26 protein-coding genes and 1 pseudogene are annotated in these 26,336 nt (G+C 69.0%); 20 read left to right on the top strand and 7 right to left on the bottom strand.

The genetic code is table 11. The features are described 5' to 3' along the window. Positions 1-209: 209 nt before the first annotated feature. The 9 genes from rpmH to QNO14_RS15260 all read left to right on the top strand — a co-directional run bounded on the left by rpmH (position 210) and on the right by QNO14_RS15260 (position 8,438). Complete coding sequence (gene rpmH, locus QNO14_RS15300; RefSeq protein ID WP_013584598.1) at positions 210-347, top strand: 50S ribosomal protein L34; 138 nt, start codon at positions 210-212, stop codon at positions 345-347. Positions 348-355: 8 nt separating this feature from the next. Further along, positions 356-694 (top strand): ribonuclease P protein component, encoded by a 339-nt coding sequence (gene rnpA / locus QNO14_RS15295; RefSeq protein WP_257495211.1) that lies wholly within the window; start codon positions 356-358, stop codon positions 692-694. Continuing rightward, entirely contained in the window at positions 691-1,047 is a 357-nt protein-coding gene (gene yidD / locus QNO14_RS15290) for a membrane protein insertion efficiency factor YidD (protein ID WP_257507011.1), read from the top strand. The genes rnpA and yidD overlap by 4 nt, the downstream gene beginning before the upstream one ends. A gap of 6 nt (positions 1,048-1,053) precedes the next feature. After that, a complete protein-coding gene (yidC, locus tag QNO14_RS15285) occupies positions 1,054-2,313 on the top strand; it encodes a membrane protein insertase YidC (protein WP_306815145.1) in 1,260 nt (419 codons plus the stop codon). A 19-nt stretch (positions 2,314-2,332) separates the two neighbouring features. Beyond that, complete coding sequence (locus tag QNO14_RS15280; RefSeq protein ID WP_257495209.1) at positions 2,333-2,824, top strand: Jag family protein; 492 nt, start codon at positions 2,333-2,335, stop codon at positions 2,822-2,824. A gap of 15 nt (positions 2,825-2,839) precedes the next feature. Continuing rightward, the gene (gene rsmG / locus QNO14_RS15275; protein WP_257507012.1) at positions 2,840-3,463 is read left to right on the top strand and encodes a 16S rRNA (guanine(527)-N(7))-methyltransferase RsmG; all 624 of its coding nucleotides are present in this window, start codon (positions 2,840-2,842) and stop codon (positions 3,461-3,463) included. Between the two features lie 2,569 nt (positions 3,464-6,032). Further along, positions 6,033-6,974, top strand: a complete 942-nt coding sequence (locus tag QNO14_RS15270) for a ParA family protein (protein WP_257507013.1) — start codon at positions 6,033-6,035, stop codon at positions 6,972-6,974. Continuing rightward, the gene (locus tag QNO14_RS15265; RefSeq protein ID WP_257495206.1) at positions 6,974-8,056 is read left to right on the top strand and encodes a ParB/RepB/Spo0J family partition protein; all 1,083 of its coding nucleotides are present in this window, start codon (positions 6,974-6,976) and stop codon (positions 8,054-8,056) included. The genes QNO14_RS15270 and QNO14_RS15265 overlap by 1 nt, the downstream gene beginning before the upstream one ends. A 37-nt stretch (positions 8,057-8,093) precedes the next feature. Further along, complete coding sequence (locus tag QNO14_RS15260) at positions 8,094-8,438, top strand: tryptophan synthase subunit alpha (protein WP_257495205.1); 345 nt, start codon at positions 8,094-8,096, stop codon at positions 8,436-8,438. Positions 8,439-8,504: 66 nt separating this feature from the next. Here the strand turns inward: QNO14_RS15260 and trxA are convergent, their stop codons facing one another. The 4 genes from trxA to QNO14_RS15240 all read right to left on the bottom strand — a co-directional run bounded on the left by trxA (position 8,505) and on the right by QNO14_RS15240 (position 13,796). Further along, complete coding sequence (gene trxA / locus QNO14_RS15255) at positions 8,505-8,828, bottom strand: thioredoxin (RefSeq protein ID WP_257495204.1); 324 nt, start codon at positions 8,826-8,828, stop codon at positions 8,505-8,507. Positions 8,829-8,887: 59 nt separating this feature from the next. Beyond that, entirely contained in the window at positions 8,888-9,880 is a 993-nt protein-coding gene (gene trxB / locus QNO14_RS15250; protein ID WP_257495203.1) for a thioredoxin-disulfide reductase, read from the bottom strand. Positions 9,881-9,984: 104 nt separating this feature from the next. Further along, the gene (gene murJ, locus QNO14_RS15245) at positions 9,985-11,553 is read right to left on the bottom strand and encodes a murein biosynthesis integral membrane protein MurJ (protein ID WP_434543532.1); all 1,569 of its coding nucleotides are present in this window, start codon (positions 11,551-11,553) and stop codon (positions 9,985-9,987) included. Between the two features lie 20 nt (positions 11,554-11,573). Then, positions 11,574-13,796 (bottom strand): DUF6049 family protein, encoded by a 2,223-nt coding sequence (locus QNO14_RS15240; RefSeq protein ID WP_285184325.1) that lies wholly within the window; start codon positions 13,794-13,796, stop codon positions 11,574-11,576. A gap of 116 nt (positions 13,797-13,912) precedes the next feature. Between QNO14_RS15240 and QNO14_RS15235 the strand changes: the two genes are divergently transcribed. Both QNO14_RS15235 and QNO14_RS15230 read left to right on the top strand, forming a co-directional pair. Continuing rightward, the gene (locus QNO14_RS15235; protein ID WP_257507016.1) at positions 13,913-15,430 is read left to right on the top strand and encodes a DUF7059 domain-containing protein; all 1,518 of its coding nucleotides are present in this window, start codon (positions 13,913-13,915) and stop codon (positions 15,428-15,430) included. 69 nt (positions 15,431-15,499) lie between these two features. Next, a complete protein-coding gene (locus QNO14_RS15230; RefSeq protein WP_257507017.1) occupies positions 15,500-16,927 on the top strand; it encodes a CCA tRNA nucleotidyltransferase in 1,428 nt (475 codons plus the stop codon). Positions 16,928-17,071: 144 nt separating this feature from the next. On the opposite strand, the gene QNO14_RS15225 is transcribed toward QNO14_RS15230, so the two are convergent. After that, a complete protein-coding gene (locus tag QNO14_RS15225; protein WP_257507018.1) occupies positions 17,072-18,208 on the bottom strand; it encodes a hypothetical protein in 1,137 nt (378 codons plus the stop codon). Then, positions 18,205-19,425, bottom strand: a complete 1,221-nt coding sequence (locus tag QNO14_RS15220) for a DUF3137 domain-containing protein (protein WP_257507019.1) — start codon at positions 19,423-19,425, stop codon at positions 18,205-18,207. The genes QNO14_RS15225 and QNO14_RS15220 overlap by 4 nt, the downstream gene beginning before the upstream one ends. Before the next feature lie 325 nt (positions 19,426-19,750). Between QNO14_RS15220 and rpsF the strand changes: the two genes are divergently transcribed. The 8 genes from rpsF to QNO14_RS15180 all read left to right on the top strand — a co-directional run bounded on the left by rpsF (position 19,751) and on the right by QNO14_RS15180 (position 24,739). Next, the gene (rpsF, locus tag QNO14_RS15215; protein ID WP_257495429.1) at positions 19,751-20,107 is read left to right on the top strand and encodes a 30S ribosomal protein S6; all 357 of its coding nucleotides are present in this window, start codon (positions 19,751-19,753) and stop codon (positions 20,105-20,107) included. A 5-nt stretch (positions 20,108-20,112) separates the two neighbouring features. Continuing rightward, positions 20,113-20,634 carry a single-stranded DNA-binding protein gene (locus QNO14_RS15210; protein ID WP_257495196.1) on the top strand — a complete coding sequence of 174 codons (522 nt, stop codon included), beginning with the start codon at positions 20,113-20,115 and terminating at the stop codon, positions 20,632-20,634. 36 nt (positions 20,635-20,670) lie between these two features. Next, entirely contained in the window at positions 20,671-20,925 is a 255-nt protein-coding gene (gene rpsR / locus QNO14_RS15205) for a 30S ribosomal protein S18 (protein WP_133541417.1), read from the top strand. 11 nt (positions 20,926-20,936) lie between these two features. Then, positions 20,937-21,389 (top strand): 50S ribosomal protein L9, encoded by a 453-nt coding sequence (gene rplI / locus QNO14_RS15200; RefSeq protein WP_257495195.1) that lies wholly within the window; start codon positions 20,937-20,939, stop codon positions 21,387-21,389. Positions 21,390-21,829: 440 nt separating this feature from the next. Further along, positions 21,830-23,191 carry a replicative DNA helicase gene (gene dnaB, locus QNO14_RS15195; protein ID WP_257495194.1) on the top strand — a complete coding sequence of 454 codons (1,362 nt, stop codon included), beginning with the start codon at positions 21,830-21,832 and terminating at the stop codon, positions 23,189-23,191. A 114-nt stretch (positions 23,192-23,305) separates the two neighbouring features. After that, a complete protein-coding gene (locus tag QNO14_RS15190) occupies positions 23,306-24,025 on the top strand; it encodes a tyrosine-protein phosphatase (RefSeq protein ID WP_257507020.1) in 720 nt (239 codons plus the stop codon). A gap of 13 nt (positions 24,026-24,038) precedes the next feature. Next, positions 24,039-24,248, top strand: coding sequence for an HAD family hydrolase (locus QNO14_RS15185; protein ID WP_257507021.1), 210 nt, complete (start codon positions 24,039-24,041; stop codon positions 24,246-24,248). Further along, positions 24,245-24,739: a GNAT family N-acetyltransferase gene (locus tag QNO14_RS15180; RefSeq protein ID WP_257507022.1), complete on the top strand. Its 495-nt coding sequence runs from the start codon at positions 24,245-24,247 to the stop codon at positions 24,737-24,739. Before QNO14_RS15185 ends, QNO14_RS15180 begins: the two co-directional genes overlap by 4 nt. A gap of 138 nt (positions 24,740-24,877) precedes the next feature. Here the strand turns inward: QNO14_RS15180 and QNO14_RS15175 are convergent. After that, positions 24,878-25,141 (bottom strand): annotated as a pseudogene (locus QNO14_RS15175) (DUF2382 domain-containing protein); the annotation flags it as partial. Between the two features lie 366 nt (positions 25,142-25,507). Here QNO14_RS15175 and QNO14_RS15170 point away from each other — a divergent pair. Continuing rightward, positions 25,508-26,329, top strand: coding sequence for a nucleotidyltransferase domain-containing protein (locus QNO14_RS15170; protein ID WP_257507023.1), 822 nt, complete (start codon positions 25,508-25,510; stop codon positions 26,327-26,329). Positions 26,330-26,336: the final 7 nt, after the last annotated feature.

Raw genomic sequence — 26,336 nt, 5'->3', positions numbered from 1 at the left:
CCACCAAATCCACTGTAGGCCGCCGCCGCGTGTCATTGCCAGGCGAGGGTGGCGGCGGTGGATAAAGTGGGCGGCTGCCTGCGCCCGGTTTGAGTTATCGGGCGGCGCGACGTACCCTTAATCGGTTGACGTATGCCCAGTCGGGCAGTCCCCTGTACCCGCGTCCCCGGTCCCAGCGTTCCGGTGACCGCCGATCCGGAGTGATCCTCATGAGCAAGCGCACGTTCCAGCCCAACAACCGCCGCCGCGCCAAGAAGCACGGCTTCCGCGCCCGCATGCGCACCCGCGCGGGCCGTGGCATCCTTGCCGCTCGCCGCGCCAAGGGGCGCACCGAGCTCTCTGCCTGACCCGAGCCGTGCTTTCGAGGCCGAACCGCCTCACACGCGGCGTCGAGTACCGAGCGGTGGTCCGCGGCGGTCGGCGGTGTGGGGGATCCCACACCGTCACCTATGTCGCGGCATCCCCCGGTGATCGTGCGCCGCGGTTCGGCTTCATCGTGAGCAAGCAGGTAGGCGGCGCCGTCGTGCGCAATACGGTTCGGCGTCGGCTCAAGGCCGTGTGCGCCGAGGCGCTCACTGACGTGCCGCCAGGCGCCGATGTCGTGATCCGTGCCCTGCCGAGCGCGGCGACCGCGCCCTACGCCGAACTGCGCCGCGAAGTGCGGCGCTGCCTGGCCAAACGGGTGCCGGCATGAGTGTTTCGACCCTGCCGACGGCTTTCGTCGGCGAAGGGGCGCTTCACCCCGACGTGCTGTGGCGCGGCATCCCTCTTCTTCCGCGCAACGTGGGCCTTACCCTTCTGCACGCTTATCGCGCCACGATCTCGCGCGTCTATGGCGACGTCTGCAAGTACTACCCCTCGTGTTCGGCCTATGCCGTCGGCTCCGTGCAGCAGCACGGGCTTGCGAAAGGCACAGCGATGGCGGCGATGCGCTTGGCCCGTTGCCATCCCTGGGCCGCCGGTGGGATCGATGACGTACCGTCGAATCCACGCTTTGGCCATGAGCTGACTCGGCACGGATTCGTCGTGCCCTCCGGAAAGGACTGATCCGTGCTGGATCTCTTCGCTGCAACCCCCGTGCCGGTGGTTCCGACGCCGACGACGCCGCCTCCCGGCGAGGGGTTCGACCTGTTCGCCACGATCATGTGGCCGTTCAAGTGGATCGTCGAGCTGATCCTCGTCTTCTGGCACTGGCTGTTCACCTCTCTGGGGCTGCCGGCCGCTGCGGGCGCCACCTGGGTGCTCGCGATCATCGGTCTCGTCATCGTCGTGCGCTCCGCACTGATCCCGCTCTTCGTGCGTCAGATCAAGAGCCAGCGCAAGATGATGGAAATCGCTCCTGAACTGCGAAAAGTTCAGGAGAAGTACCGCGGCAAGAAGGACCAGCTCTCTCGCGAGGCCATGAGCCGCGAGACGATGGCGCTGTACAAGAAGCACGGCACGACACCGGTGTCGAGCTGTCTTCCGCTGCTGGTGCAGATGCCCATTCTGCTGGGCATGTTCTACACCCTCAGCGATGTGAAACGGCACGCGGAGTGGGGTGTGGGCGGTGTCGGCCTGCTCAACACCGAGCTGACCAAGCAGTTCTACGACGCGCAGCTGTTCGATGTGGCGCCGCTACACACGAACATGATCGACGCGATCGACCAGGGGCAGACGGCGACCGTCATCATCCTGGTCATCCTCGTGGTGCTCATGATCGCGTCGCAGTTCATCACCCAGCTGCAGATCATCTCGAAGAACCTGTCGCCCGAGGCCAAGACCGGCCAGGCGTACCAGATGCAGAAGATCATGCTGTACGTGCTGCCGCTGGCATTCATCTTCTCGGGTGTCTTCTTCCCGCTCGGTGTCGTCATGTACTGGTTCACCTCGAACCTGTGGACGATGGCGCAGCAGTTCGTCGTGATCCGCAACCTGCCGACCCCCGGCTCCGACGCCGCGAAGCAGCGCGAGGAGCGTCTGGCACGCAAGGGGAAGGCCCTGGACTCCAAGGGTCGCGTGATCCCGATGGAGAAGTACCAGGAGGAGCAGCGCCGTCTGGCCGAGGAGGCCGAGCGTGCGCGTGCCGCCGCCCCGAAGCGCCAGCAGCCGGTCGGCAAGCAGCGCGCCAAGAAGAAGCAGGTGCCCAAGGGCGGCTCGGGCAACCCGGCGGCCGCGGGCGGCGCCGGCAAGCCCGCCGGCTCCGGCTCCGGCTCCGCCAAACCGGCCGGCTCGGGCTCAGGTTCCGCCAAAGCGGCCGGATCCGGTGGGGCTGAGGGCAGCAAGCCCAGCACGACGCCGCCCGAGGCGCCCAAGCCGCCCAAGAAGTCCTGACCTTACAGAGGAACACGACATGACTCTCACGCCCGAAACCCCGGACGTCACGGACGAGCAGCTCGAGCAGGAAGGCGACATCGCCGCCGACTACCTCGAAGAGCTGCTGGACATCGCCGACATCGACGGTGACCTCGCCCTGGACGTGCGCGCCGGCCGCGCGTACGTGTCGGTCGAAGCCGACGACTCGGGCTCGCTGTCGCGGCTCAGCCACCCCGACACCGTGCAGGCCCTTCAGGAGCTGACACGGCTCGCGGTCCAGAACCGCACCGGACGCTTCTCGCGGCTCATCCTCGACATCGGGGGATCCCGCGAGCAGCGACAGCGTGAGCTGGAGCGCCTGGTCGACCTCGCGATCGAGCGTCTGGACGAGGGGGCGTCGCAGGCGTCGCTGCCCCCGATGTCGAGCTACGAGCGCAAGCTCGTGCACGATGTGGCGTCGGCGCGGGGCTTCGTCTCGGAGTCGTACGGCGAGGGCGCCGACCGCCACACGGTCATCAGCCGCGCCTGACGTTCGACCGCCGCGATGAGTGAACTTGAAGAAGAACCCCAGGTAGCGGGCACTATTTTCGGCGATCGAATCGATGCTGCCCGCGCGTTCACAGCGGCACTTGCCGAGCACGGCGAAGAGCGGGGCCTCATCGGCCCGCTCGAGCTGCCGCGACTGTGGACGCGTCACATTCTCAACAGCGCAGTGGCGGCACCGCTGTTCCGGGGCACGGTGGGCGACGTCGGTTCCGGCGCGGGCCTGCCTGGAATCGTTCTGGCGATCGCGCGTCCCGACGTCGAGTGGGTACTCATCGAGCCGATGGAACGTCGCGTCGCGTGGTTGCAGGAGCAGGTGCGGGAGCTAGGCCTCGAGAACGTCGAGGTGCTGCGCGCCCGCGCGGAGGACTGGTCACGCGGTCCCGTCCTCGATGCCGTCACCGCGCGTGCAGTGAGCGCACTGCGCACGCTCGTTCCGCTGACGGCACCGCTGGTGCGCGACGGTGGCGAGCTCGTACTGCTCAAGGGTGCGAACGCCGCGAATGAGATCGCGGCCGCCGAGAAGGTCATTCGCAAGTACCGTCTGTCGGACGTACGGGTCGAGCCGGTGGGCGAGGGACTGATCGCGGAGCCGACCCGGGTGATCCGCGCCACCGTCCGCTGACACTCCCCCGGCCTCACCTTCCGCCGTTACACCCCTCGGAATGACCCCGTTTCGGTTCTGTGAGAGCGATCCTGCGCTCCGTTCCTGAGTCGCCCGACCTCCAACGTCGCCGCCGAATCCGACGAATCCCGCCCGTTTCACGTGAAACGTGGCCCCATCCATCCCGGTCCGCGCCTCCCCGCCTGAGAAGAACCGCGAGTGAGTATTCGTCACCGCGAGTGAGTATTCGTCACCGCGAGTGAGTATTCGTCACCGCGAGTGAGTATTCGTCACCGCGAGTGAGTATTGAGGCGGCCGAGTGAGGGTTCCTACGAGCGAGTGGGATTGAGAGACGCTGCGCCCGGCATCCGGCTTGCCGTGGCGAGGACCGACGTCACTCATCGCGGCCCGTCGGTCCCCCGCGATCGTGGGCTCCGGCGATCTGCACTCCGATGAATGACCGTCCTGGGATGCCGAAGAATGTGATTCACCGGGGACCGGGGGCGAAACGGCGCGGGGAGTACGCCCGCATGCTGCGCTGCGACGCCGGCGCGTCGCGCGAGTGTGCCGTGCCGCCGGAGTTGGAACCCGTAGGCGCCGCGGGCCGCGGTCCCAACGCTGGCGCGCCTCGCCCGCTGGGATTGGATTGGCTACGGCGAGCTGCGACAATGCCGTGCATATCCGTCGGTCGTCGACTTGCGGCAGTCTGCGCCGGTGGATGTTTCACGTGAAACACGCCCCTGTGCCCATGGGAGCCGCGTCGCGCCTCTGGACGGCTCGCGCTTACGGTCAAGAGTCGGGGCGAGGTCGGGATTGGAGCTGAGAGACAGGAGCCTGAGCAGGCCGACGACCCCTCTGCAGCGCAGCACCAAGTCACGGGTGTGCGGCCGATTGATGGCGAGTGGCGCACGATTCCCGGGGGCCATGGGACGCGTGTTTCACGTGAAACAATCGTTTCCAGTCGTCTCAGTCTCGGTTTCTGGGCGCGTTCCGCTTCCCGACCCGTGCGGGGCCTGGTGCGCGGCGCAGGGTCCACGGCGCGTGCCAATCCGGGCCGAGCGTATGAGCCGACCGGGCGGGTGTCGCTGCTTGGCGTGGGCGGGGGCCAGGGGCGCTCCCACGCGATGTGCGCGAACGGGCCAGCGTTTCACGTGAAACGCTCTGGGAACCGCAGTTTCCCTCTCGCGCGCAGGGGACCGCTACCCAGCCGCGGGCAGCGAGTCGTGGCCGAAGGCGCGCTCTGGGGGTCAACAGACCCTGCGGCTTCGGCTGAGTGTCCCGTTTCACGTGAAACGCGCAGTGCCTGCTGCCGATGCTTCTGTGTCGATACCCCGCGCCGCGCGCTTCGTGTGGGCGGCTTCACGTCCGGAAAGCGTAACGAGACGTGAGCGCGTCATGGCTGGCGTCCCGTTTCACGTGAAACGGCCCAGCTCCTGGACCCGCCGCACTCTTTCCTTAGGCTTCCCGCGTCAAAGCTCACGTCGCCGACATGCGCCTCAACTCGCCGTCCGTGCCGATTGCCCAGTGATGACGGCCTCTGGATGGCCCACGTGAGCGGCCGCACCACCCGTTTCACGTGAAACGCCCAGTGGCCTTGAATGCGCGCGCCGTCCATGCCGAGTAGCCGCCAACCACGCTCCGGTCCCTGGGTGGTCGGCTCCTGACCGCCTGAGTAACGGCGGTTTGGGCGCGAAGGCTCTGCCTTGGGCGCGAGGTTCGGATGCCAAACAACCGCGCTTTCGGTTGCGAGAGCGGCGTTGTGCGCGCCGGCCTGTGGTCCGGGCGCGGGTCGAACAGTACGGGACGCGCTCTCGGCTTGCTTCTGGGAGCCGGTATCAGGGCCGCGCCGCGCCGCGCCGCGCGACGCCGGGCTGGGGACTGCGGCACGTGGCGACAGGCGGACGGGCTCCTCGAAGTGGATGCGGGCGCGGAGGGCGCGGCCGTGGCAGGCGACCCCGGCAGGGCGGCCGTTCCGGGGTGGCAGGGAGGGATGCAAGAGAAGCGACCCGACAGCCGCTGGCTGCGTCCACGCACGGCGCAGGCGACCGAGATGGCCGGGGATGATGACCTGCCCTGAGCCAGGGGAGGGGATAGGAGCGTTCTCGAACCGAATCGTGTGGCACTCGACGCCGGGCCTGGCTGGCGGCCCGCGCAACAGCGGTCGCGTGTCAGGTGGGGCGGTGCTGCCACCAAGTAGAAGGGGAGGGGAGGCCTCGCGCCCGAGAAGAGCGTTGCGACGAGGGGCCAGCACGAGTCGTCGGCCCTCCGAGCCGTCGGCCCCTCGAGCCCTCGACCCCCAGGGCCCCAGAGCCTCCGGGCCCTCGTCCCCGCGGGCCGTGGTCATTGCGAGTCGAATCGCCCGATCCCAGAGCCCCGCGGCCGTGCGCGGCGCCGCACGGGATCGCGCACGACGCAAGAACGCGCGAAGCACAACCCGCGACGCATCACGCTGGCCCACTTCGCCGGTGTTTCACGTGAAACAGCGCCCCATGTGAGCATGATTCCGCGCCGGCGGGCGGCGCGGGGGACAGGCGGTGGGGGTGGGTTCGCGTAGGGTTGAAGAGGTGTCTCGTCGAGCGAAAACGGAAGGATGTTTCACGTGAAACAACCCGAGGATGGAGCCGGAACGGCATCCTTTTCCCTCGATGATGCACCGCTGGCGCGGGAACTGGCGAATCTGACCGCACGGCGTCGCGCCCTCGACGTCGTAGATGTCCGGCTGAGTGGCGAAACCCGCATTCTGACGGTTTCGAACCAGAAGGGCGGGGTCGGCAAGACCACTACGGCGGTCAACGTCGCTGCTGCTCTCGCCGCTGTCGGCGCCCGCGTGCTCGTCATCGATCTCGATCCGCAGGGAAATGCCTCGACCGCGCTCGGTGTGCCCCACACGGCCGAGGTTCCCAGCGTGTACGACGTACTCATCGACGACTTCCCCCTGGCTGACATCGTTCAGCAGAGCCCGGAGTCCCCGAACCTGTTCTGTGCGCCCAGTACGATCCACTTGGCCGGGGCCGAGATCGAACTGGTGTCCCAGGTGGCGCGTGAGCACCGGCTCAAGACCGCGCTCGAGGACTACCTGCGGGACCTGCCGCAGCGCCTGGACTTCGTGATCATCGACTGCCCGCCCTCGCTCGGTCTGCTCACGATCAACGCGTTCACGGCGGCCGATGAGGTGATGATCCCCATCCAGTGCGAGTACTACGCTCTCGAGGGGCTCAGCCAGCTGCTGGGCAGCGTGCGGATGATCCAGAAGCACCTTAACCCGCAGCTGCACGTCTCGACGATCCTGCTCACCATGTACGACGGACGCACGCGACTCGCTCAGCAGGTCGCGGAAGAGGTGCGCTCACACTTCTCCGAGCAGGTTCTGCGCACGGTGATCCCGCGCTCGGTGAGGGTGTCCGAAGCGCCGAGCTTCGGGCAGACCGTCATCGCATACGACGGGCATTCGGCCGGCGCTGTGGCTTACAAGGAAGCAGCGGTGGAGATCATCCAGCGCGGTACGACACGAAAAGAAGAAGGAAAACCCTGATGGCGAAGAGAACTGGTCTCGGTCGAGGCATTGGGGCGCTCATCCCGACGTCGGAGCCGTCGGAGGCGCGTCCCGTCGACGTGTTCTTTCCGGGAGCCTCGAGGAAGGCCGCCGCGGCAGAGGCAGAGGCCGAGGCCGTAGCCGCAGCAGCAGCCGACGACACGGAGCCCGCAGGCGCGGAGACCTCCTCGACGGATGCCGCAGACGCCGCGGAGCCCGCAGCCCCCGAAGCCACGGCCGACTCCGATGCCGGCGCTCCGGAACTCGTCGCCATCCCCGGTACCCGCCTCATCCACGTCGACCCCAACGACATCGTCCCCAACCCGCGTCAGCCGCGCACGCACTTCGACTCCGACGACCTCGCGGAGCTGGTCCACAGCGTGCGGGAGTTCGGCGTGCTGCAGCCGGTCGTGGTGCGCACCAACGCGGACGGCAAGTATGAGCTCATCATGGGGGAGCGGCGCACGCGCGCTTCCCGTGAGGCCGGCCTCACCTCGATCCCGGCGATCGTGCGCGACACCGAGGATGAGCACCTGCTGCGCGACGCGCTGCTCGAGAACCTGCACCGCTCGGAGCTGAATCCCCTCGAAGAGGCATCCGCCTACCAGCAACTGCTCGAGGACTTCGGCATCACACAGGAAGAGCTCGCCACGCGCATCGGCCGGTCCCGGCCGCAGATCAGCAACACGATCCGCCTGCTGAAGCTGCCCATCCCGGTGCAGCATCGGGTCGCGGCGGGCGTGCTGAGCGCCGGGCACGCTCGCGCCGTGCTGTCGCTCGAGGACCCCGAGGCGATGCAGCGCCTGGCGGACAAGATCATCAACGAGGACCTCTCGGTGCGCGCTGCCGAGGCAGCGGCCAAGGCGACGGATGCCGGTGCAGCGCGGCGACCCGCGCCGAAGGCGGGCGCCCGGCGGGCACACCTCGATGAGGTCGCCGAGCGCCTGGGAGATCGCCTCAACACCAAGGTGAAGATCAACATCGGTGCGCGAAAAGGCCAGGTCATCATCGATTTTGCAACGATCCAGGACCTCAATCGCATCCTCGAGGAGATCGGCGAGACCGAGTTCGGCGCGCGCTGACACCCGCACGGTGCGCGGGTCGACGTAGGCTTGATGAATGACAGCCGACGAGCCCAACGCCCCCCGCCGGGCGAGCCTCGAACTGCTGCGCGCCGAGGCCGGCGACGAGCTGTCGGTGCTGGTGCACGAGCGTCTGCGTGCCGGCGAGGATCCCTGGGAATTCATGGAGGACCTGCCGACCGTCGACGAGCTCGTCGTGTTGCTGCTGCGCGCCGACAACATCGCCGCCGACGGCGGTGCGCGGCCTACCGAGGCCCGAAACTACCGCGTGCTGCGACAGATCGCCCTCGACTACCCGGAGCTCACGAGCGCGGTCTGGCGCCTGCTCGGCTCCGAGCCGCACCGTCGGTGGGATGCCGCGGTGCGCGCAGACGCCTCCTGAGGCTCCCTACGTAGACGAAAGGCCCGGCCAGACGTGTCTGGACCGGGCCTTTCGCGTGAGGACGTCTCAGCCGATGTAGGCGGCGAGATCCTGCTCGAGGGCGAACTTCGGCTTGGCGCCGATGATCGTCTTCTCGACCTCGCCCTTGCGGAAGACCTTCATCGCCGGGATCGAGGTGATCTGGTACTGCATCGCAAGGTCAGGGTTCTCGTCGACGTTGAGCTTGAGGATCGTGATCTTTCCGGGGTGCTCGGACTGGATCTCGTCGAGGATCGGCGAGACCATGCGGCACGGGCCGCACCATTCCGCCCAGAAGTCGACGAGCACGGGCCCGTCGGCCTCGAGGACGTCCTGCTGCCAGTTGCTCGAGGTGGTGGCCTTGGCTGTCATGATGCTCTCCTTCGGAAGTCTGTCAGTAGGGGGAACGTCGGCGCGGAGGGGATTGTTCCTCAGGCGCCGACGGTCGCGGCATCCGGCAGGCCGTCGATCTGCGCGACGTCGCTCTCGGGCAGCGCCGCCTCGCCGCGACCGGCGAGATAGTGCTCGACGTCGAGGGCGGCGACCGTGCCGCTGGCGGCCGCGGTGACGGCCTGGCGGTAGGTCGGGTCGATCACGTCGCCGGCGGCGAAGACACCGGGCACCGAGGTGCGCGAGGTGCGGCCGTCGACCCAGATGGTGCCTTCGGCGGTCAGCTCGAGCTTGTCGTGCACGAGGTGGGTGCGCGGGTCGTTGCCGATCGCGACGAACAGCCCGTCCAGCGGCAGTTCGCGGGTGGTGCCGTCGGTGGTGGAGCGCAGCACGACGCCGGTCACGGCCTCGTCGCCGAGGATGTCGGCGACCTCGCTGTTCCAGATGAACTCGATCTTCTCGTTCGCGAAAGCGCGCTCCTGCATGATCTTCGACGCGCGCAGGGTGTCCTTGCGGTGGATGATGTACACCTTCGAGGCGAACTTCGTGAGGAACGTGGCCTCTTCCATGGCGGAGTCGCCACCGCCGACGACGGCGATCGTGCGCTCGCGGAAGAAGAAGCCGTCGCAGGTGGCACACCACGACACGCCGCGTCCCGACAGGCGCTCCTCGCCGGGGACGCCCAGCTTTCGGTATGCGGAGCCGGTCGCGTAGATGACGGAGTACGCCTGGTGCACCTCGCCGTTGCCGAGCGTGACGCTCTTGACGTCGCCGTCGAGGTCGAGCGACACGACGTCCTGATAGAGGACCTCGGCGCCGAACCGCTCGGCCTGCTCCTGCATCCTCGTCATGAGGTCGGGGCCCATGATGGCTTCGGGAAAGCCGGGGAAGTTCTCGACCTCGGTGGTGTTCATCAGCTCTCCGCCGACTTCGACGGAGCTCGCGATGACCAGCGGCTCGAGGTTGGCGCGGGCCGCGTAGATGGCGGCGGTGTAGCCGGCGGGACCCGATCCGATGATGATGACCTGACGCACGTGTGCTGCTCCTTCGACGGCGGACAGGATTGCCCGCTCTTGTCTTCAACACATGCTAACCGCGGGGCATTCCAGCCGCCCCCGGCGCACCGCGCGCGGCCGACTCAGCGCTTGCCGGGGAGGACCCGGCGCACGAGCCCCAGCGCCACCTGCAGCTCGGGGGCCCGCAGCAGCGCCAGCATCCCGACGTAGACCGCCGCGACGACGACTCCGATGAGCATGGTCCCGAGGGCGCCCTGCAGCTTGTCGGCGACCATCCAGCTGTCCTGCGCGCCGGCGGCGAAGTAGATCAGCCAGCCCGCCACACCGGCGGGAACGGCCGCGAGCACGAACCGGCCGAGCGCGGGCAGCCAGCGCCCCGCCTCGAGGCGCCCGATCTTGCGACGCAGCATGACCGCCGCCATCACGAGGGCCACGGTGAGCGCGATCGACTGACCGAGCGCGACGCCGGCCGCCGTGAGCCCTGCGGGCAGGGTGGATGCCAGGAGCGCCGTGACGGCGACGATGACGGCCTGCACGAGCGAGAAGGCGAAGGGGGTGCGGGTGTCGCCGAGGGCGTAGAACGACCGCTGGATGGTGAACAGCACGGCGATCGGGATGAGCCCCACTAGGTAACCGCCGAGCACCAACCCGCCTTCGACGGCGGTAGGGGCGTCGTTGGTGAAGATGCGGGAGACGGGCACGGCGGCGGCGGCGATCGCAGCAGTGGCCCCCACGATCAGCACGCCGATCGAGCGGATGCTGGTGTCGATGTCGCGCCGCATGTCGTCGATGCGGCCGTCGGCGGCGTGCTCGCTGAGCTGCGTGAAGTAGGGGATGCCGATCGACAGCACGATGATCGAGTACGGCAGCATGAAGATGAGGTTCGCGTTGCCGGTGACCATGTTCGCCGCGGCCCCGGCCTCCGAGGCATCCGACAGCACGTTGGACTGCACGATCGCACTCAGCTGGGCGACGAGCACCATGAGGAACGTCCAGCTGGCCAGGCGCCCGATGACGCCGAGCCCCATGCCGCGCCAGTGGAAATCGGGGCGCAGGTGCAGACCGGTGCGGCGCCAGAAGATCAGCAGCAGCGCGGCCTGCAGCACGATGCCGAGCGTTGCGGTGCCGGCGATCAGCGCGACCATCCCGGCATCCCAGCCCTCGATCGAGGACTGCGTTCCGTAGATCACGATGAAGGCGCCGAATCCGATGATCGAGACGACGTTGTTGGCCACCGGCGTCCACGTGTACGGCCCGAACACCCGGCGGGCGTTGAGCGTCTCGCCCAGCAGCGCATAGAGGCCGTAGAAGAAGATCTGCGGAAGGCACCAGTAGGCGAAGACGGTGGCGAGGGCGTGCTGCTCGGGCGCGAAGCCCCCGCCGTAGAGCGAGACCAGCAGCGGCGCGCACGCGACCGCGATCACGGTGATCGCCAGCAGCACCACCGCTCCCAGGGTGATGAGTTTGGAGATGAACGCCTCGCCGCCGTCGTCGCTGCGGCCGGCGGCGACGATCTGCGGCACGATGACGCCGGTGAGGATGCCCATCGAGACGATGAGGAAGATCGCGTTGGGCAGCTGATTGGCGACGACGAACGCATCGCCGGCCATCGCCGTGCCGATCGCCGTGACGAGCACGATCGATCGCAGCAGCCCCGTCACCCGGGAGACCAGCGTTCCGGCGCCGATCATGACGCTTGCCCGGCCGATGCTCATCGTTCTCCGTCCTCGCCAGTTGTGGCCTCCGCGGCGGCTCGTCTGCGCCGGCGCACCGTGCGGATCAGCCCGATGACGAGAAGGCCGCCCACGACGGTCACGAGGGCTCCCACCCCGATGACCTCCCAGTCGGCGCGCACCATCACGGTCGCGACCTGGGGCGAACCCACGGGGACGTCGGTCGGAGAGAGCAACGCGAACCGGATGTCGACTTCGCCGTTGCCGACGTGCGCCTCGACGGGGATCTCCACCCGGGTGTTGCTGTCGGGCTCGGCCCGCACGGTGGTCGCCTCTTGCACGAGCAGCCGGGGGGCGTCGGGCTGGGCGATGAGCACCACGTCGACCGGCCAGGGCAGGCTGTTGCGCACCCAGATGCGCAGCGGCACGTTCTGGCCCACGAGGTTGATGTCGGTGAGCTGGGGGATGCTGACGGCGCCGAGGGTCGCGGCGGTCGCATCCCGGTGGTCGGCGAGGGCCTCCTGCCAGGCCTCGGGATCGGGGACCCAGGCCCCGCCCAGCAGCTGCAGCATGCTCACCCGCTCCGGGCCGGTGATCAGCGTGGGGTCCTCGAGGATGGTGGCGAAGTCGGTGAGGGCTACCTCGCCCGCGACCAGCTCGGTCAGGGCGCCCGTGCGCGCCTCATCGGGTGTGACGTCGGCCACGGTGACGGCGACAGGCTCCGCCGCGACGAGTGCGTCCAGGCCCACAGGGGTGGCGCCCGGGGCGTTGGCCACCGTGGACAGGGCAGTGGTGAGGCCGAGGCGGGAACGGCCGTCGACACGGTCCACGGTGACCGCGATCGGGCGGCCCCCGCTCTCGCGCACCGCGAATGCGAGGTGGGCGGTGGCCTCGGTCAGCGCGGCGCCCCGCAGTGAGCTCTCGTCGATGGCGGAGGCGTCGCGCAGTGCCGCCGAGACGGCGGAGTCGTAGACGAGCACCGCTGCCGTGTCGGCGACGGCCCGGGCCGAGACCGTTGCACTGCCGCCGCCCGCGGCGGTGGTGCCGGAGGGAATGAGGGTGAGCGCGGCATCCTCGTCGCTGCCCAGGCCGCCGAGCGTGGCGACCGTCGTGGGGCCGGCGGTTCCGGTGAACGGCCAGTACACGGCGCCGCGCGTCGCCCCGACGGAGACCAGTTCGTCGAGCGTCGGATACACCGGCTGCCCCGGCGGTGTCGTCGGCGTGGGTGTGGGCGTCGGTGTGGGCTCGGGGCTCTCTGACGGCGCGGGGGCATCGGTGTCGACGGCCGCGGGGGCGGGCGTCGGCGTGGGGGTAGCGGTGGGGGTCGGGGTCGGGGTCGCCGCCGGGTCGGGCACGAAGTCCGCGGCGTTCAGGTAGGGCTGCAGCGTGGTGGGGGCCAGGGGCGCGGGCAGGCCGGCGTTGAGTTGGGCGGCGATGTCGGCATCACCGAACTGCAGGGCGAAGCGGTCGTTGGGGAGCGCCTCCAACTGCGCCAGCCACGCGGTCGCCGAGGGCGGTGCGGCGCTGCCGAGCGCACGCACGGCGGCAGGGATGGCAGGATCCACGGCGAGGATCGCGCTGGTGCCGGTGACGGCGTCGAGCTGTGCGGTGAGCTGGCCGTCGGGGGCGGTGAGGTCGGTGAGTTCCTCGGCGGACAGCAGCCCGTCGCTCGCGGGTGGCGCCGTCACGGGAACGACGACGCCGACACCGGCCCCGCCTGCGCCGTCGTCGGGCACGATCATCACGCTTGTGGACACGAGGGTCGCCGACGCGTTCGTGGCCGTCGCGCGCAGCGGGTACACGCCGGGCGCGCGGCCCGCCAGCTGCGGGTCGTCGGGGGAGAGCATCACGCCGGTCACGCCGAGTTCCCCGGCATCCACGGCGTCGGCGAGGGCGGACCCCACGACGACGAGGTCGCCCGCGCCGCCATCGCCCTCCAGCCACGCGCTCAACGCGCCACGGTCGCCGAGCGCTTCCGTGCCGAGCTCGAGCACCACCTCGGCGGCGGGGGAGTCCAGCGGCGTCTCGTTCGAGATGGTCACCGACACCGCGAGAGCATCACCCGGGCGCACGACGCCGTTGCCCACGGGCGACAGCGTCATCTCCAGCGCCGCCTCGACACCGCTCTCCCCGCCCTCGGGCGCTGCCGCCGCTGCCAGGGCGGAGCTTGGCCATGCCGGTGAGAGCATGAGCAGCACCATCAGCGCGGTCAGCAGCGCGAGGCGCCACGGGCGGCGCGGTGCGGTGAGGATGTCGGTCATGGTGGTTTCGTCTCGGGTGCGATTCATGACCGCACGATCAGCCGATTCTAGGCCGCGCGCCCTCCGAGCTTCCCGAACGGCGGGGCGATCCGCCCGAAGCGGGGTTGAATGGAGGGATGCCGACACCCCCCGATCCCGCCCTCTGCCGCGCCCTGGCGGACGACCTCCGCGCCGCGGGCTTCTCCGCCGACGGCCTGCGCGACGCCTGGGGCGAAGCCGCTGACGCGGCGATCGCGAGAGGGCTGCGCCTGCCGGCCGAGCGGGCTCTCACCGGCAGGTCGGATCCCCTCGCGGTGCTCGCCCGGCTGCTCGTGCTCGGTCTGCGGGAGTCTGTGGCGGTCGTCGACGCGGCCCTGCCGCAGACTCGGGCGGCGGGACTGGTGGCCCTGGAGCTGGCCGCGGCGTCGGGTGACACCCTCGTGCCGCGCGCGGTCATCCGCCCGCAGGAGTTCTCCGACGACGCCGGCGACCTGCAGTGGTGGGTCGCCAGCGACCTCGACGAAGCGGCGCTGGGAGGGCCGCTGCCCGAGGACCACGTGCTGGGGGTCGGCGGTGCATCGCTGACGCTTGCGGGGCTGCAGCTGCCCGGCCGCGTCGGCCGCGTGCTGGATATCGGCACCGGCTGCGGCATCCAGGCGCTGCGGGCGCGACGCGACGCCGACCGCGTGGTCGCGACCGACGTGTCGCAGCGGGCGCTGCACTTCACGCGCCTGAACGCCCTGCTCAACGGCGTCGACGGCATCGAGGTGCGGCAGGGGAGCCTCTTCGAGCCTGTTGCCGGCGAACTCTTCGAACGGGTCGTGTCGAACCCGCCGTTCGTCATCACGCCCCGCGCGGCGGGGGTGCCCGCCTACGAGTACCGTGACGGCGGCCTCGTCGGCGACGCGCTCGTGGCGGAGGTCATCGCCGGCGTCGGGGCGCACCTCGCGCCGGGCGGGGTCGCGCAACTGCTGGGCAACTGGGAGTACCGCGAGGGCGAGGATGGGCTCGATCGGGTGCGGCAGTGGGTGGAGGCATCCGATATTCCGATGGACGCATGGGTCGTCGAGCGGGAGTTCCTCGATCCCCTCGCATATGCCGAACTGTGGATCCGCGACGGCGGCACGCCGCCGGGCGCGCCGCAGTCGCAGCGCCTGCTGGCCGCGTGGCTCGACGACTTCGCCGAGCGCGGGGTCACCCGGGTCGGCTTCGGATACGTCCTGCTGCACCGTGCGCGGGGGTCGGCGCCCACGCTCGCGCGGTATGAGCGGGTGACGCAGCCGGTTGGCGGGGCGCTGGGGCCCCACCTGGCGGCGTCGCTCGCTGTGCACGAGCGGCTGGCCGGGATGTCCGACGCCGCGCTGGCATCGAGTGTGCTCGAGGTCGCCCCCGACGTGACCGACGCGCGGCACCACATGCCCGGAGCCGAGGACCCGAGCGTGATCGAGCTGCGGCAGGGTGGTGGCTTCGCACGCACGCTCGAGGTCGACCCGGCGCTGGCAGGCCTGGTCGGGGCGTGCGACGGCGAGCTGCCGGTCGGCGTGCTGATCGACGCGATCGCGCAGCTGCTCGAGGTGGATGCCGGCGAACTGCGCGCCGACCTTCTCCCTCGCGTACGTGAGTTGCTGTTCACACAGTTCCTGCGGTTCGCGTGACGGGTTGCACGCGGTTTCGCCGGGCGGTCGCCGACGGCGGCCTCAGCGTCGCTCGGTAGGCTCGAACCCATGCTCAACATGGCCGAGGGCCTCGCCCGCATCGGCGCGCTCGCCGCGTCGCCGGTCGTCGACACCCTCGCGCGCGCGTTCGCCGATGCCGGTTTCGAACTCGCCCTGGTCGGTGGCCCGGTGCGCGACGCGCTGCTGGGCCGGCCGACGAACGACCTGGATTTCACCACCAACGCGCGCCCCGACGACATCATGCGGATCGTGAAGCCGATCTCGACGGCGCAGTGGGACATCGGCCGCGACTTCGGCACGATCGGCGCCCGCGTCCGCGGCGAACAGGTGGAGATCACCACCTACCGCGCCGACGAGTACGACGGCGCCACCCGCAAGCCGGTCGTCGCGTTCGGCGACGACCTCGAGGGCGACCTCGCGCGGCGCGACTTCACCGTCAACGCGATGGCGCTGCGCCTTCCCGGCCCCGCACTGGTCGACCCGACCGGGGGCGTCGAGGATCTCGTCGCCGGCACGCTGCGCACGCCGGTCGACCCGGCCGTCAGCTTCGGCGACGACCCGCTGCGCATGCTGCGCGCCGCCCGTTTCAGCGCTCAACTGGGTTTCGACGTCGACCCCGCGACCGTCGCCGCGATGACCGAGCGTGCCGAGACGCTCTCGATCGTGAGCCCGGAGCGCATCCAGGGTGAGCTCGTGAAGCTGCTGCAGGCCGATGACCCGGCCCGCGGCATCCGCCTGCTCGTCGACACCGGCCTGATGTCGAAGTTCCTGCCCGAGGTGCCGGCGCTGCGCCTGGAGGTCGATGAGCACCACCACCACAAGGACGTCTACGAGCACTCGCTGACCGTGGTGCGGCAGGCGATCGAGCTCGAGCGTGAGCGCAACCCGGATGCCGCCCCCGACGTCCCGCTGCGGCTCGCGGCCCTGTTGCACGACATCGGCAAGCCTGCCACCCGGCGGCTCGAAGACGGCGGCGGGGTCACCTTCCACCACCACGACGTCAAGGGCGCGCGCCTGGCGCGCAAGCGGCTGCAGGCGCTGCGCTTCGACTCGGACACGATCGGCAGCGTGACCAAGCTGATCGAGCTCCATCTGCGGTTCTTCGGGTACGCCGAGGGTGCATGGAGCGATTCGGCCGTGCGTCGATACGTGCGGGATGCCGGCGACGAGCTCGAGCGCCTGCACATCCTCACCCGCGCCGACGTGACCACCCGCAACAAGCGCAAGGCCGCGCGGCTGCGCTCGGCGTACGACGACATCGAGCGGCGCATCGCGGAGCTGGCCGAGCAGGAGCAGCTGCAGTCGATGCGCCCGGCCCTCGACGGCAACCGGATCCAGGAGATCCTCGGCATCCCGCCAGGGCCGGTCGTGGGCGAGGCGTACCGGTTCCTGCTGGATGTGCGCCTGGACGAGGGCGTCGTCGACGAGGCCGAGGCCGAGCAGCGCCTGCGCGCCTGGTGGGCCGCCCGCGCCTGACCCGCTGTCCCGGCGCCGCGACCGCGCGGACCGTGAGACCGTATCCGGCGGCCGAGGCATTGGTCGTTTCCCACGGTCTCGGCCGCCAGATGCGGTCTCAGCGATCGGGTGGGTCGGATCGGGTGGGTCGCGCCCCTCGGCTCGTCACCCGAACAGGTCCAGCAGCCACGGCACCGCCATCACGACCAGGAGCACCCCGCACAGCACCCACGGGAAGCGCGTCGCGAGGCGGCGACCCTCGGGCGCGACGCCGGGCGGCGGGCGCAGCAGCCCCGCAGGCGGGGCGAACGGCAGGGACGCCGCCGTCATGGTCCCCGTCGCCGTCGCGAACGCCGCATGGCCGTCGGCGGATGCCGCCTGCAGCATCCGCTCATCGCGCCAGCGTTCCCACTGGTCGAGTTTGTCGAGCACGGCCGCCACGGCTCCGAACAGCCACGCCCAGGTCGCCGGGTCGGTCGTGCTGGCGTTGCGCTTGGTGTACATGAGCAGCCAGTCGTCCACGATCTCGACGTCGAGGTCGGCTGCGTTGTCGATGAACCTCGACATGACGTCGGGGGTGAACAGGTACAGGGCATCCTGCTCGTACCCTTCCGGGCAGTACAGCGCGAAGTGCCGGTCGAAATCGCCCTCCAGGCTCAGCCGCTGCTCCTTCTTGTACGACGTCGGCAGGTTGGATCCGAGAAGGCTGTTGTTGCCGGTGGCATCCAGCACGATGTGCGGCAGCGGGGTGTCGAGCTTCACAGCGACGTACCCCCACCGATGGGTCCTGCGGTGTTTCCCGGAGCCGGTCGTGTACACGTAGTTGGCGAACTCGACCACCCGAGGCTCGTCACCGCGCACGAGGTCGAAGCTCTGCCGGTGCGAGCCGGTGTTGAAGATCATCCCGGGCAGTGACGGATTCGCCCGCTGCGGGGTGTAGCTCATCCCGTTCGCGCGCGCGAAGCGGTCGAGCCGATAGCGCCGGGTCGCCACGCGCAGCTGCGAGAAGAAGGTGACCACCACGCCCACGATGGCCGCCACGAGCAGCACCACGAAGAAGGGCCCCATCTCCGACAGCTCGACGAGGAAGGACGACCGGGACGTCGCCGCGCCGATCAGCATCATCCCCGCCAAGAACACCAGGACCACGCCGTATCCGACGATGCTGGCCGTCACTTCGTTGTGCGTCCGCCCCGACGCGCGCAGCTCCTTCGTGAACGCGCGGACGGCCGCGCGATCGACGCGCTCGGTCAGGGCGCGGATGTCGAACGGCACGGATGCCGCCGTCGTGCGCGGCGTCACCGCACGCCGCCGAGTCCGCCGAGCATGCCGAACATCCCGGTCTGCATGAACAGCTGCATCCCGAGCCACAGCAAGCCGAACAGCCCGACGGCGATGATGGTCGCCCACGGCACGCGCCGCCGCAGGCGCTGTCCCTGCTGCGCGACGCCGAGCGGCGGGCGCAGCGACTCGGTCGGCGGGGTGAACGGAAGCGTCTGGGCGCCCCCGGCGAGAGCATGCCCCGCCTGAGCGGCCGCCTGTCCCGCCTGAGCGCCGGCGAGCGCGTGCGCGTGCTGCTCGGGCTGGACCAGCCGCTCGTCGCGCCACCGCTCCCACTGCGCGAGCTTGTCGAGCATGGCCCCCACCACGGAGAACAGCCAGGCCCACATGCGCGGGTCCAGGGTGGAGAAGTCGCGCCGGGCATAGAGGAACAGCCAGTCGTCGACGATCTCGACGTCGAGGGCCGCGGCGTTGTCGATGAAGCGGGCCATGATGTCGGGCGTGAACAGGTAGAGGGCGTCCCGCTCGTAGCCGGCGGGGCAGTAGAGCGTGAAGTACCGGTCGAAGTCGCCCTCGAGGCTGAGTCGCTGCTCCTTGTCGAACGTCGCCGGCAGGTTCGAGCCCAGCAGGCCGTTGTTGCCCACGGCATCCAGCACGATGTGCGGCAACGGCGTGTTCAGCCTGATCGCGATGTAGCCCCACTTGTGGGTGGTGCTGTTCTTGCCGGACCCGGTCGTGTAGCGGTAGTTGGCGAACTCGACCCACCGCGGCTGCCCGCCACGCAGGATCTCCGACGCGGTGCGGGCGGACCCCTGATGGAAGATCAGACCCGGCAGCGGCGGGTTCTTCGCTTCGGGGTAGAACGTGAGTCCGTTGGATGCCGCGAACCGGTCGAGCCGATACCGGCGTTCCCCACTGCCACGCGACGACCGCACGATGACGACGATCACGATCGTGAAGACGGCGGCCACGAGCAGCAGCGGGAGCAGCGCGAGCACCCCGAACCCCCCTCCCGTCGAGGAGGCGATGGTGAAGAAGACCGCGCCGAGGCTCCCGAAGCCGGTCACCATGATCACGCCCACCACGATGAGGATGATCACCGTGATCGGCAGACCCATGTCGTGCGGGGCGCGCCCGGAGGCGACCAGATGCTCTTTGTGGGCCTTGATCGCGGCGCGATCGACCGGCTCGGTCAGCGCGCGCGTGTCGAACGGAACGGATGCCGCAGGTGTCGTCATCGCGCAATCTCCCCCAGGTGGTGCGGCCGGGTGTCCAAAGACGCGCTGACGGGGCCCGTCGACATCGACTGGCCCCCCGACACGTCCCCCTGCACGCGGCTCACGCTATCGAATGCGCGGGATGGATGCCGCGCGGGGCATCCTCGCCCCGCGCGGTCGCACGGCTGGGGTGGCATCCGCTAGACTGTCGAGGTTGTCCGTTCACCGCGCCACTCGGCGCCGGCGTCCGGGCAGTGCACACACCCTCCTGCTTCCGGGAAATGCCCGGGAGCCGTTCTAGTCCGAAGGAGGTGGGTCAGTGACGCACACACACCAGTACGAACTCATGGTGATCCTCAACCCCGAGATCGACGAGCGCCTCGTCGCCCCGAACCTTGAGAAGTTCCTCAAGGTCATCACGAGCGACGGCGGCACGATCGACAAGGTCGACATCTGGGGCCGTCGCCGTCTCGCTTACGAGATCCAGAAGAAGACCGAGGGCGTCTACGCCGTCGTCAACTTCACGGCGACCAGCGAGGCCACCCAGGAGCTCGACCGTCAGCTCAAGCTGAGCGAGCAGATCATGCGCACCAAGGTCCAGCGCGCTGAAGACGCGATGGCCATGGTCGCCGCCGAGAAGGAGCGTTCCGAGGCGAAGGCTGCCCGCAAGGCTGCCGCGCCCGCGAAGGCTGCGAAGGCGTAACGACGATGGCTGGCGAGACCGTCATCACCGTTGTGGGAAACCTCACGGCAGACCCCGAGCTGCGGTACACGCAGAGCGGGCTGCCCGTCGCGAACTTCACGATCGCGTCGACGCCGCGCAGTTTCGACCGTCAGGCGAACGAGTGGAAGGACGGCGAAGCGCTGTTCCTCCGCGCGAGCGTGTGGCGCGACTTCGCCGAGCACGTGGCCGGTTCGCTCACCAAGGGCATGCGGGTCATCGCCAGCGGTCGCCTGAAGCAGCGGTCCTACCAGGACCGCGAGGGGCAGAACCGCGTCTCCATCGAGCTCGAGGTCGATGAGATCGGCCCGTCGCTGCGTTACGCGACCGCACAGGTCACGCGTACCAGCAGCAGCGGTGGCGGCGGCGGAAACGGCTCCGGCGGTGGCGGCGGGGGCGGACAGCAGTCCCGCCCGCAGGTCGCCGACGAGCCGTGGGCCACTCCCGGTTCGGCCGCTCCCGACGCGTGGAGCGCCCCCGGCGCCTACGGCGACGACACTCCGTTCTGATCCCTCGGATCAATCAACTCTCTCTAAGGAAAAACCATGGCTGGAAAGTCGAGCGGCGACCGCCGCAAGCCGCGGAAGGGCGCGAAGAACGCCGCTCCCGCGAAGGCGATCCGTGTCGGCGTCATTGATTACAAGGACGTCGCCACTCTTCGCAAGTTCATCTCGGAGCGCGGGAAGATCCGCGCCCGCCGTATCACCGGTGTCTCGGTGCAGGAGCAGCGTCTGATCGCGAAGGCGATCAAGAACGCCCGTGAAATGGCGCTCCTGCCCTACGCCGGCGCTGGCCGTTAAGGGGTCCCGACATGGCAAAGCTGATTCTCACGAATGAGGTCGCCGGGCTCGGAAGCGCCGGCGACGTGATCGAGGTCAAGAACGGGTTCGCCCGCAACTACCTCATCCCCCAGGGCTTCGCAGTGATGTGGTCGCGCGGTGGCGAGAAGCAGGTGGCGTCCATCCGCGCCGCCCGCGAGTCGCGCGCGATCCACGACCACGAAGAGGCCGTGGCCCTGAAGAACTCGCTCGAGTCGACCAAGGTCCGTCTGGCCGTCAAGGCCGGCAACGAGGGACGCCTGTTCGGTTCGGTCAAGACCGGTGACGTCGCTGACGCGGTCAAGGCTGCCGGGCTCGGCGAGCTCGACAAGCGCAAGATCCACATCACCTCCACGATCAAGGCCGTGGGCGAGCACGAGGCGACCGTTCGCCTGCGTGACGACCTCACCGCCGTGATCACGCTGCAGGTGGTCGCCGCCAAGTAAGGGCGGTGGAGCGCCCCTCTGCGGGCGTCTGAACGACACGGATGCCGTGGACCTCGAGGGGTCCACGGCATCCGTCGTTTCCGCCGCAGAACGCCCCCAGAGGCCCCCGCTGGAACCCCTCCCACCGCCCGTCCACCCGCCTGTGTGTCCACAGCGGCCTGTGTATAACGTGCTACGTACTCCCAACCTTCAATGCGGACTTCAACCACAATCCATTCCACAGGCTGTGGAACCATCAATCCCAGGTCAGCCGGTAAAAGTGTTCTGTCTTGTTCCGGTATCCCGGGCGTTTTCCACAGGACTTGTACACAGGCTGGGCGGCGTTTCGCCCACACTCTCCACAGAGTTATCCACAGGCTCGGTTGCGAGTGTCAGTGGCCGTGCATAGCGTGAACGTGTCCCACCCCGACAACACCCGAAAATGACGGAGGTACGGCTGCGTGTCCATCGCTGACATCTCCGACGAACGACTCGGCGGGCGCCGTGAGAACGAGCGCACACCGCCGCATGACGTCCTCGCCGAGCAGAGTGCGCTGGGCGGCATGCTGTTGTCGAAGGACGCGGTCGCCGATGTGATCGAGACGCTTCGCGGGGCCGATTTCTACGTGCCCAAGCACGAGCTGATCTTCGAAGCGATCCTCAGCCTGTACTCGCACGGCGAGCCCACCGACGTCGTCGCCGTCACCGACGAGCTGATCAAGACGGGCGAACTGCAGCGCGCCGGCGGCGCCGATTACCTGCACTCACTCACCTCGATCGTGCCGACCGCCGCCAACGCCGGCTACTACGCCACGATCGTCTCCGAGCGCGCGCTGCTGCGCCGCCTGGTGCAGGCCGGCACCCGCATCGTGCAGATGGGGTACTCCGGGCAGGGCGAGGCTGTCGAGCTCGTCAACAACGCCCAGGCCGAGATCTACGCGGTGACCGGCGCCGAGGCGGCCGAGGACTATGTTCCCCTCGAGATCGCGGTCACCTCCGCCATCGACGAGATCGAGGCTGCCCGTGGCCGCGACGGCTCGATGACCGGCATCCCCACCGGTTTCGCTCAGCTCGACGAGCTCACCAACGGGCTCCACGGCGGTCAGATGATCGTCGTGGCCGCGCGACCCGCCATGGGAAAGTCCACGCTCGCACTGGACTTCGCGCGAGCGGCGGCCATCAAGCACAACATGCCGACGATCTTCTTCTCGCTCGAAATGGGGCGCAGTGAGATCGCCATGCGCCTCATGAGCGCCGAGGGCGCGGTGCCGCTGCAGAACATGCGCAAGGGCACGCTCGACTCGCGTGACTGGACCACCATCGCCGCCACGCGGGGCCGCATCAACGACGCTCCGCTGTACATCGACGACAGCCCCAACATGACGCTCGTCGAGATCCGCGCCAAGTGCCGTCGACTCAAGCAGCGGGTGGGGCTGCGCATGGTGATCATCGACTACCTGCAGCTGATGACCAGCGGCAAGAAGGTCGAGTCGCGTCAGCAGGAGGTCAGCGAGTTCTCGCGTGCGCTGAAGCTGCTCGCGAAGGAGCTGCAGGTGCCCGTGATCGCACTGTCGCAGCTGAACCGTGGATCTGAGCAGCGCACCGACAAGCGTCCGCAGGTGAGTGACCTGCGAGAGTCCGGCTCGATCGAGCAGGATGCCGACATGGTCATGCTGCTGCACCGCGACTCGGTGTACGACAAGGACACCCGCCCCGGCGAGGCCGACCTCATCGTGGCGAAGCACCGTAACGGGCCGACCGCGACCATCGAGATCGCGTTCCAGGGTCACTTCTCGCGCTTCACCGACATGGCGCCGGTGTAGCGGAGGGCGCTTACCGGTGCCTCTCAGTCTCACGGGTCCTGCCCGACGGCATGTCCGCGTGGGGTGGAGGGAGACCTTCCCGGTCGGCGCTCTCATGCGTGAGAGGCTGGCCGCATGCCTGTGGCTCTCTCAGTGGACGGGCTTGCCAACGCACGCGACCTCGGTGGCATGGAGCGCAGCGATGGTTCGCTGACTCCGACGGGCGTGTTCGTTCGCGCCGAGATGCTGGACCGTCTGGACGAATCCGGGTGGGCTGTCCTGCGAGATCACGGGGTGCGTACCGTCATCGACCTGCGGCGGCCGGAGGAGGCCACAGGCTCCGTGCCCGACGACATGCTCCTGGTGCGACTCGATCTCGACGGCGATGAACGCGACTTCTGGGCGCCATTGGAGGCGGACGGACGGTGGGGAACGCCGCTCTACTACGCCGCTCACCTGCAGCAGTTGCCACATCGGCTCGCCCAGGTCGTAGACGCGATCGCGTCAGCGCCCAGGGGAGCGGTGGTGTTCCACTGCGGAGCCGGCTGGGACCGAACAGGGCTCGTCGCCGCCTTCCTGCTCAAGGCGATCGGCGTCAGCGAGGATGCCGCAGTGGCCGACTACCTCGTCTCCTTTGCCAACGCCGACGCGATGACCGCGCTGCATGGTCGGTCATTCGACGTCGAGGAGCGTCACGCGGTGCTCGCCGCATTCGGCCATACGCCGGAGTCGGCCTTCCGCGGGATGTACCGAGAGCTCGATGTGGACGAGTGGTTTCGGCACGCGGGAGTCGGCGAGGACGCAGTCCGCGCGATCGTCACCTGGCGTGGACACGTCGACGCGCGCCCGCAGTGATGAGTAGCCCCCGATGCATTGGCGCGCGATCGGCTTCGATCTCGACGGCACCCTGTTCGACCACGTGGGAGCCGCGGAGGAGGCTGTCAGTGAGTTCGTGGCCGATCTCGGATGCGAGCCGACCGCCGATCAGCTACTCCAGCGACACCTACAGTCGCGCGCGCATCTGATTCCGTCCCCACCGCACGCTGGCGGTGATGTCCCTGCCACCATGAGCGAATGAGCTTCAGGACCCGGATGCCGGTGCCGACGGATGCCGCGGAGATCGCCGATCTCCACGTCTCGACGTGGCGGGAGGCTTACGCACATCTGTTGCCAGAGGACCACTTCTCGGCGCAGTACATCGAGGGACGGCATCGGATGTGGAAGCACGTCCTCGGGCACCCGGGGGACGATGTGGTCGTCAGGGTCGCGGAAAGCGCCGGAGCCATCATCGGGTTCGCGTGGGCGGGGCCGACCGTCGGCGCGGAGGGCGCAGAGCGCCCGCGTGATCGCGAGCTGTACGCGATCTACGTCTCCGCCGCTCACTACGGCACCGGCGCCGGCCAGTCGCTCCTCGACGAGACTCTCGGTGACGGGCCGGCGATGCTCTGGGTCGCGAAGGAGAACCCGCGCGCGACCGGGTTCTACGTGCGCAACGGCTTCCGCTTCGATGGCGTCGAACGGATCGACCCGCACGTTCCGATGATCACCGCCGCACGGATGGTGCGATAGCGCCCTGGACCGCGTCATCGTGGTGGGAAGCGTCGTGCTCCCTGGGTTCAAGATGGGCCGGAAAGCGGCAGGGACCGGATCGTCCGAGGTTTACTCGCACGGTCCGGTCCCACCACGCGCCGCGGACTGACCGAAGGGTCAGGCGCGGTCCGCGCGGTTCGTGCCGTCGTCGTAGTCGATCTGTTCCTTGCGGACCTGCTCGGTGACCGTCTCCTCCTCGGTCACGGTTTCCGTTCCCAGGCGGACACGCTCGACCGGAACGGTCTCCTTGGCGATGACGGGCCGTTCCTCAGTGAGGACGACCTCATGCTCTTCCTCGCTGATGGCCGGCCCGTCCATGGCATCCGCAACGTTGGCGTCGGTGATGGGTTCGCGTTCCAGCCGCACTTCCTCACTCTCAAGTTGCGAATCACCCAGTTTTAGCCGTACGACAACTCGCGTGAGCGACCTGGTTCGAGTGGGACTGACCGCCAGGGCGCGGTCAGTCTTCGCCGGCGAGAGCAAAGATGAGGCATGCCTGGGCGGTGAGGCCGAATCCCTCTACGTTGTCACGCAGTGGCTGCGCGCTTGCGTAGTCGATCGGCTCGGCTTTGCCGGAAGGCGTCCTGTTCGGCAAGCGCAACACGTGGGTCGCGCGGGGGATGCCGTAGGCGAGCGCTGCGCGAACTGTGGCACGGTGGACAAGTCGTGTCGGTCCCTACCGCTCTCGGATCCGCGTCAACCTTGCGTGGATCAAGCGCCGACTGGTCACCTGCGTAGGGTGTTTGCATGATCGGCGCGCGTTGGTTGCAGGAGATGGCGGGCCAGCTCGCCGCTGTCGACGGCGTGCTGGCGGTGGCGCTCGGTGGCAGCCGGGCACGAAATACCCATCGGCCCGACTCTGACGTTGACCTCGGTCTCTACTACGAGCGCGAAACGCTCGACCTTGGCGCTCTCGAGGATCTTGCCCGCCGCTGGGCCGGCCGCCGCGTCGAGGTCGCGGCGCCGGGAAGCTGGGGACCGTGGGTTGATGGTGGCGCGTGGCTCACCGTCAACGGTACGGATGTCGACTGGATTCTTCGCGACGTCGAACGCGTCCGAGAACAGTGCCACCGCGCGCGACGTGGTCAGTTCGGTTTCCACGCTCAGGCCGGTCATCCGCTGGGATTCCTGGACGTCGCTTACGCCGGCGAAGCGGCCACCGCTGTGCCACTCGTCGACGCAGGAGGGGTGCTCGCGGGCCTCCGCGAGCTCGTCACCCCATACCCCGAGGCATTGCGGGCGGCGATGATAGACAACCTCTGGCAGGTGGACTTCTTTCTGGACGGCGCACTCAAGGGCGCCAAACGCGGTGATGCCGCCTATGTAGCGCTGTCCGCCTCTCACGCAGTCCTGCTCGTCGCGCACGCGTGGCACGCCGCTGCGGGGGAGTGGGCCACCAATGAGAAGGGGCTCACGGCCAACGTGGCGCGACTCGCCATCGAATCTCATGGTTTCGCGGAGATCGCGACCCGCAGCCTCGCCTACGTCGGTCGCCGACCAGCCGAGCTCGTGTCCACACTCACCGACCTCAAGACCATCCCGCGGCCGACCGGAGATGTTCGCGCATAGGGGCCGC

It is taken from the genome of Microbacterium sp. zg-Y625 (genome assembly GCF_030246925.1).
GTDB classification, from domain to species: Bacteria; Actinomycetota; Actinomycetes; order Actinomycetales; family Microbacteriaceae; genus Microbacterium; species Microbacterium jiangjiandongii.
The sequence above is the reverse complement of the archived record's forward strand: the minus strand, read 5'-3'. Positions and strand labels throughout refer to the sequence as shown.

What these genes read in the sequence shown, in the direction of transcription:
- rpmH (WP_013584598.1), top strand. Translation starts at nt 210, where the DNA reads ATGAGCAAGCGCACGTTCCAGCCCAACAACCGCCGCCGCGCCAAGAAG.
- yidD (WP_257507011.1), top strand. Translation starts at nt 691, where the DNA reads ATGAGTGTTTCGACCCTGCCGACGGCTTTCGTCGGCGAAGGGGCGCTT.
- QNO14_RS15280 (WP_257495209.1), top strand. Translation starts at nt 2,333, where the DNA reads ATGACTCTCACGCCCGAAACCCCGGACGTCACGGACGAGCAGCTCGAG.
- rsmG (WP_257507012.1), top strand. Translation starts at nt 2,840, where the DNA reads ATGAGTGAACTTGAAGAAGAACCCCAGGTAGCGGGCACTATTTTCGGC.
- QNO14_RS15270 (WP_257507013.1), top strand. Translation starts at nt 6,033, where the DNA reads ATGTTTCACGTGAAACAACCCGAGGATGGAGCCGGAACGGCATCCTTT.
- QNO14_RS15265 (WP_257495206.1), top strand. Translation starts at nt 6,974, where the DNA reads ATGGCGAAGAGAACTGGTCTCGGTCGAGGCATTGGGGCGCTCATCCCG.
- QNO14_RS15260 (WP_257495205.1), top strand. Translation starts at nt 8,094, where the DNA reads ATGACAGCCGACGAGCCCAACGCCCCCCGCCGGGCGAGCCTCGAACTG.
- trxA (WP_257495204.1), bottom strand. Translation starts at nt 8,828, where the DNA reads ATGACAGCCAAGGCCACCACCTCGAGCAACTGGCAGCAGGACGTCCTC.
- murJ (WP_434543532.1), bottom strand. Translation starts at nt 11,553, where the DNA reads ATGATCGGCGCCGGAACGCTGGTCTCCCGGGTGACGGGGCTGCTGCGA.
- QNO14_RS15240 (WP_285184325.1), bottom strand. Translation starts at nt 13,796, where the DNA reads ATGACCGACATCCTCACCGCACCGCGCCGCCCGTGGCGCCTCGCGCTG.
- QNO14_RS15235 (WP_257507016.1), top strand. Translation starts at nt 13,913, where the DNA reads ATGCCGACACCCCCCGATCCCGCCCTCTGCCGCGCCCTGGCGGACGAC.
- QNO14_RS15230 (WP_257507017.1), top strand. Translation starts at nt 15,500, where the DNA reads ATGCTCAACATGGCCGAGGGCCTCGCCCGCATCGGCGCGCTCGCCGCG.
- QNO14_RS15220 (WP_257507019.1), bottom strand. Translation starts at nt 19,425, where the DNA reads ATGACGACACCTGCGGCATCCGTTCCGTTCGACACGCGCGCGCTGACC.
- rpsF (WP_257495429.1), top strand. Translation starts at nt 19,751, where the DNA reads ATGGTGATCCTCAACCCCGAGATCGACGAGCGCCTCGTCGCCCCGAAC.
- QNO14_RS15210 (WP_257495196.1), top strand. Translation starts at nt 20,113, where the DNA reads ATGGCTGGCGAGACCGTCATCACCGTTGTGGGAAACCTCACGGCAGAC.
- rpsR (WP_133541417.1), top strand. Translation starts at nt 20,671, where the DNA reads ATGGCTGGAAAGTCGAGCGGCGACCGCCGCAAGCCGCGGAAGGGCGCG.
- rplI (WP_257495195.1), top strand. Translation starts at nt 20,937, where the DNA reads ATGGCAAAGCTGATTCTCACGAATGAGGTCGCCGGGCTCGGAAGCGCC.
- QNO14_RS15190 (WP_257507020.1), top strand. Translation starts at nt 23,306, where the DNA reads ATGCCTGTGGCTCTCTCAGTGGACGGGCTTGCCAACGCACGCGACCTC.
- QNO14_RS15185 (WP_257507021.1), top strand. Translation starts at nt 24,039, where the DNA reads ATGCATTGGCGCGCGATCGGCTTCGATCTCGACGGCACCCTGTTCGAC.
- QNO14_RS15180 (WP_257507022.1), top strand. Translation starts at nt 24,245, where the DNA reads ATGAGCTTCAGGACCCGGATGCCGGTGCCGACGGATGCCGCGGAGATC.
- QNO14_RS15170 (WP_257507023.1), top strand. Translation starts at nt 25,508, where the DNA reads ATGATCGGCGCGCGTTGGTTGCAGGAGATGGCGGGCCAGCTCGCCGCT.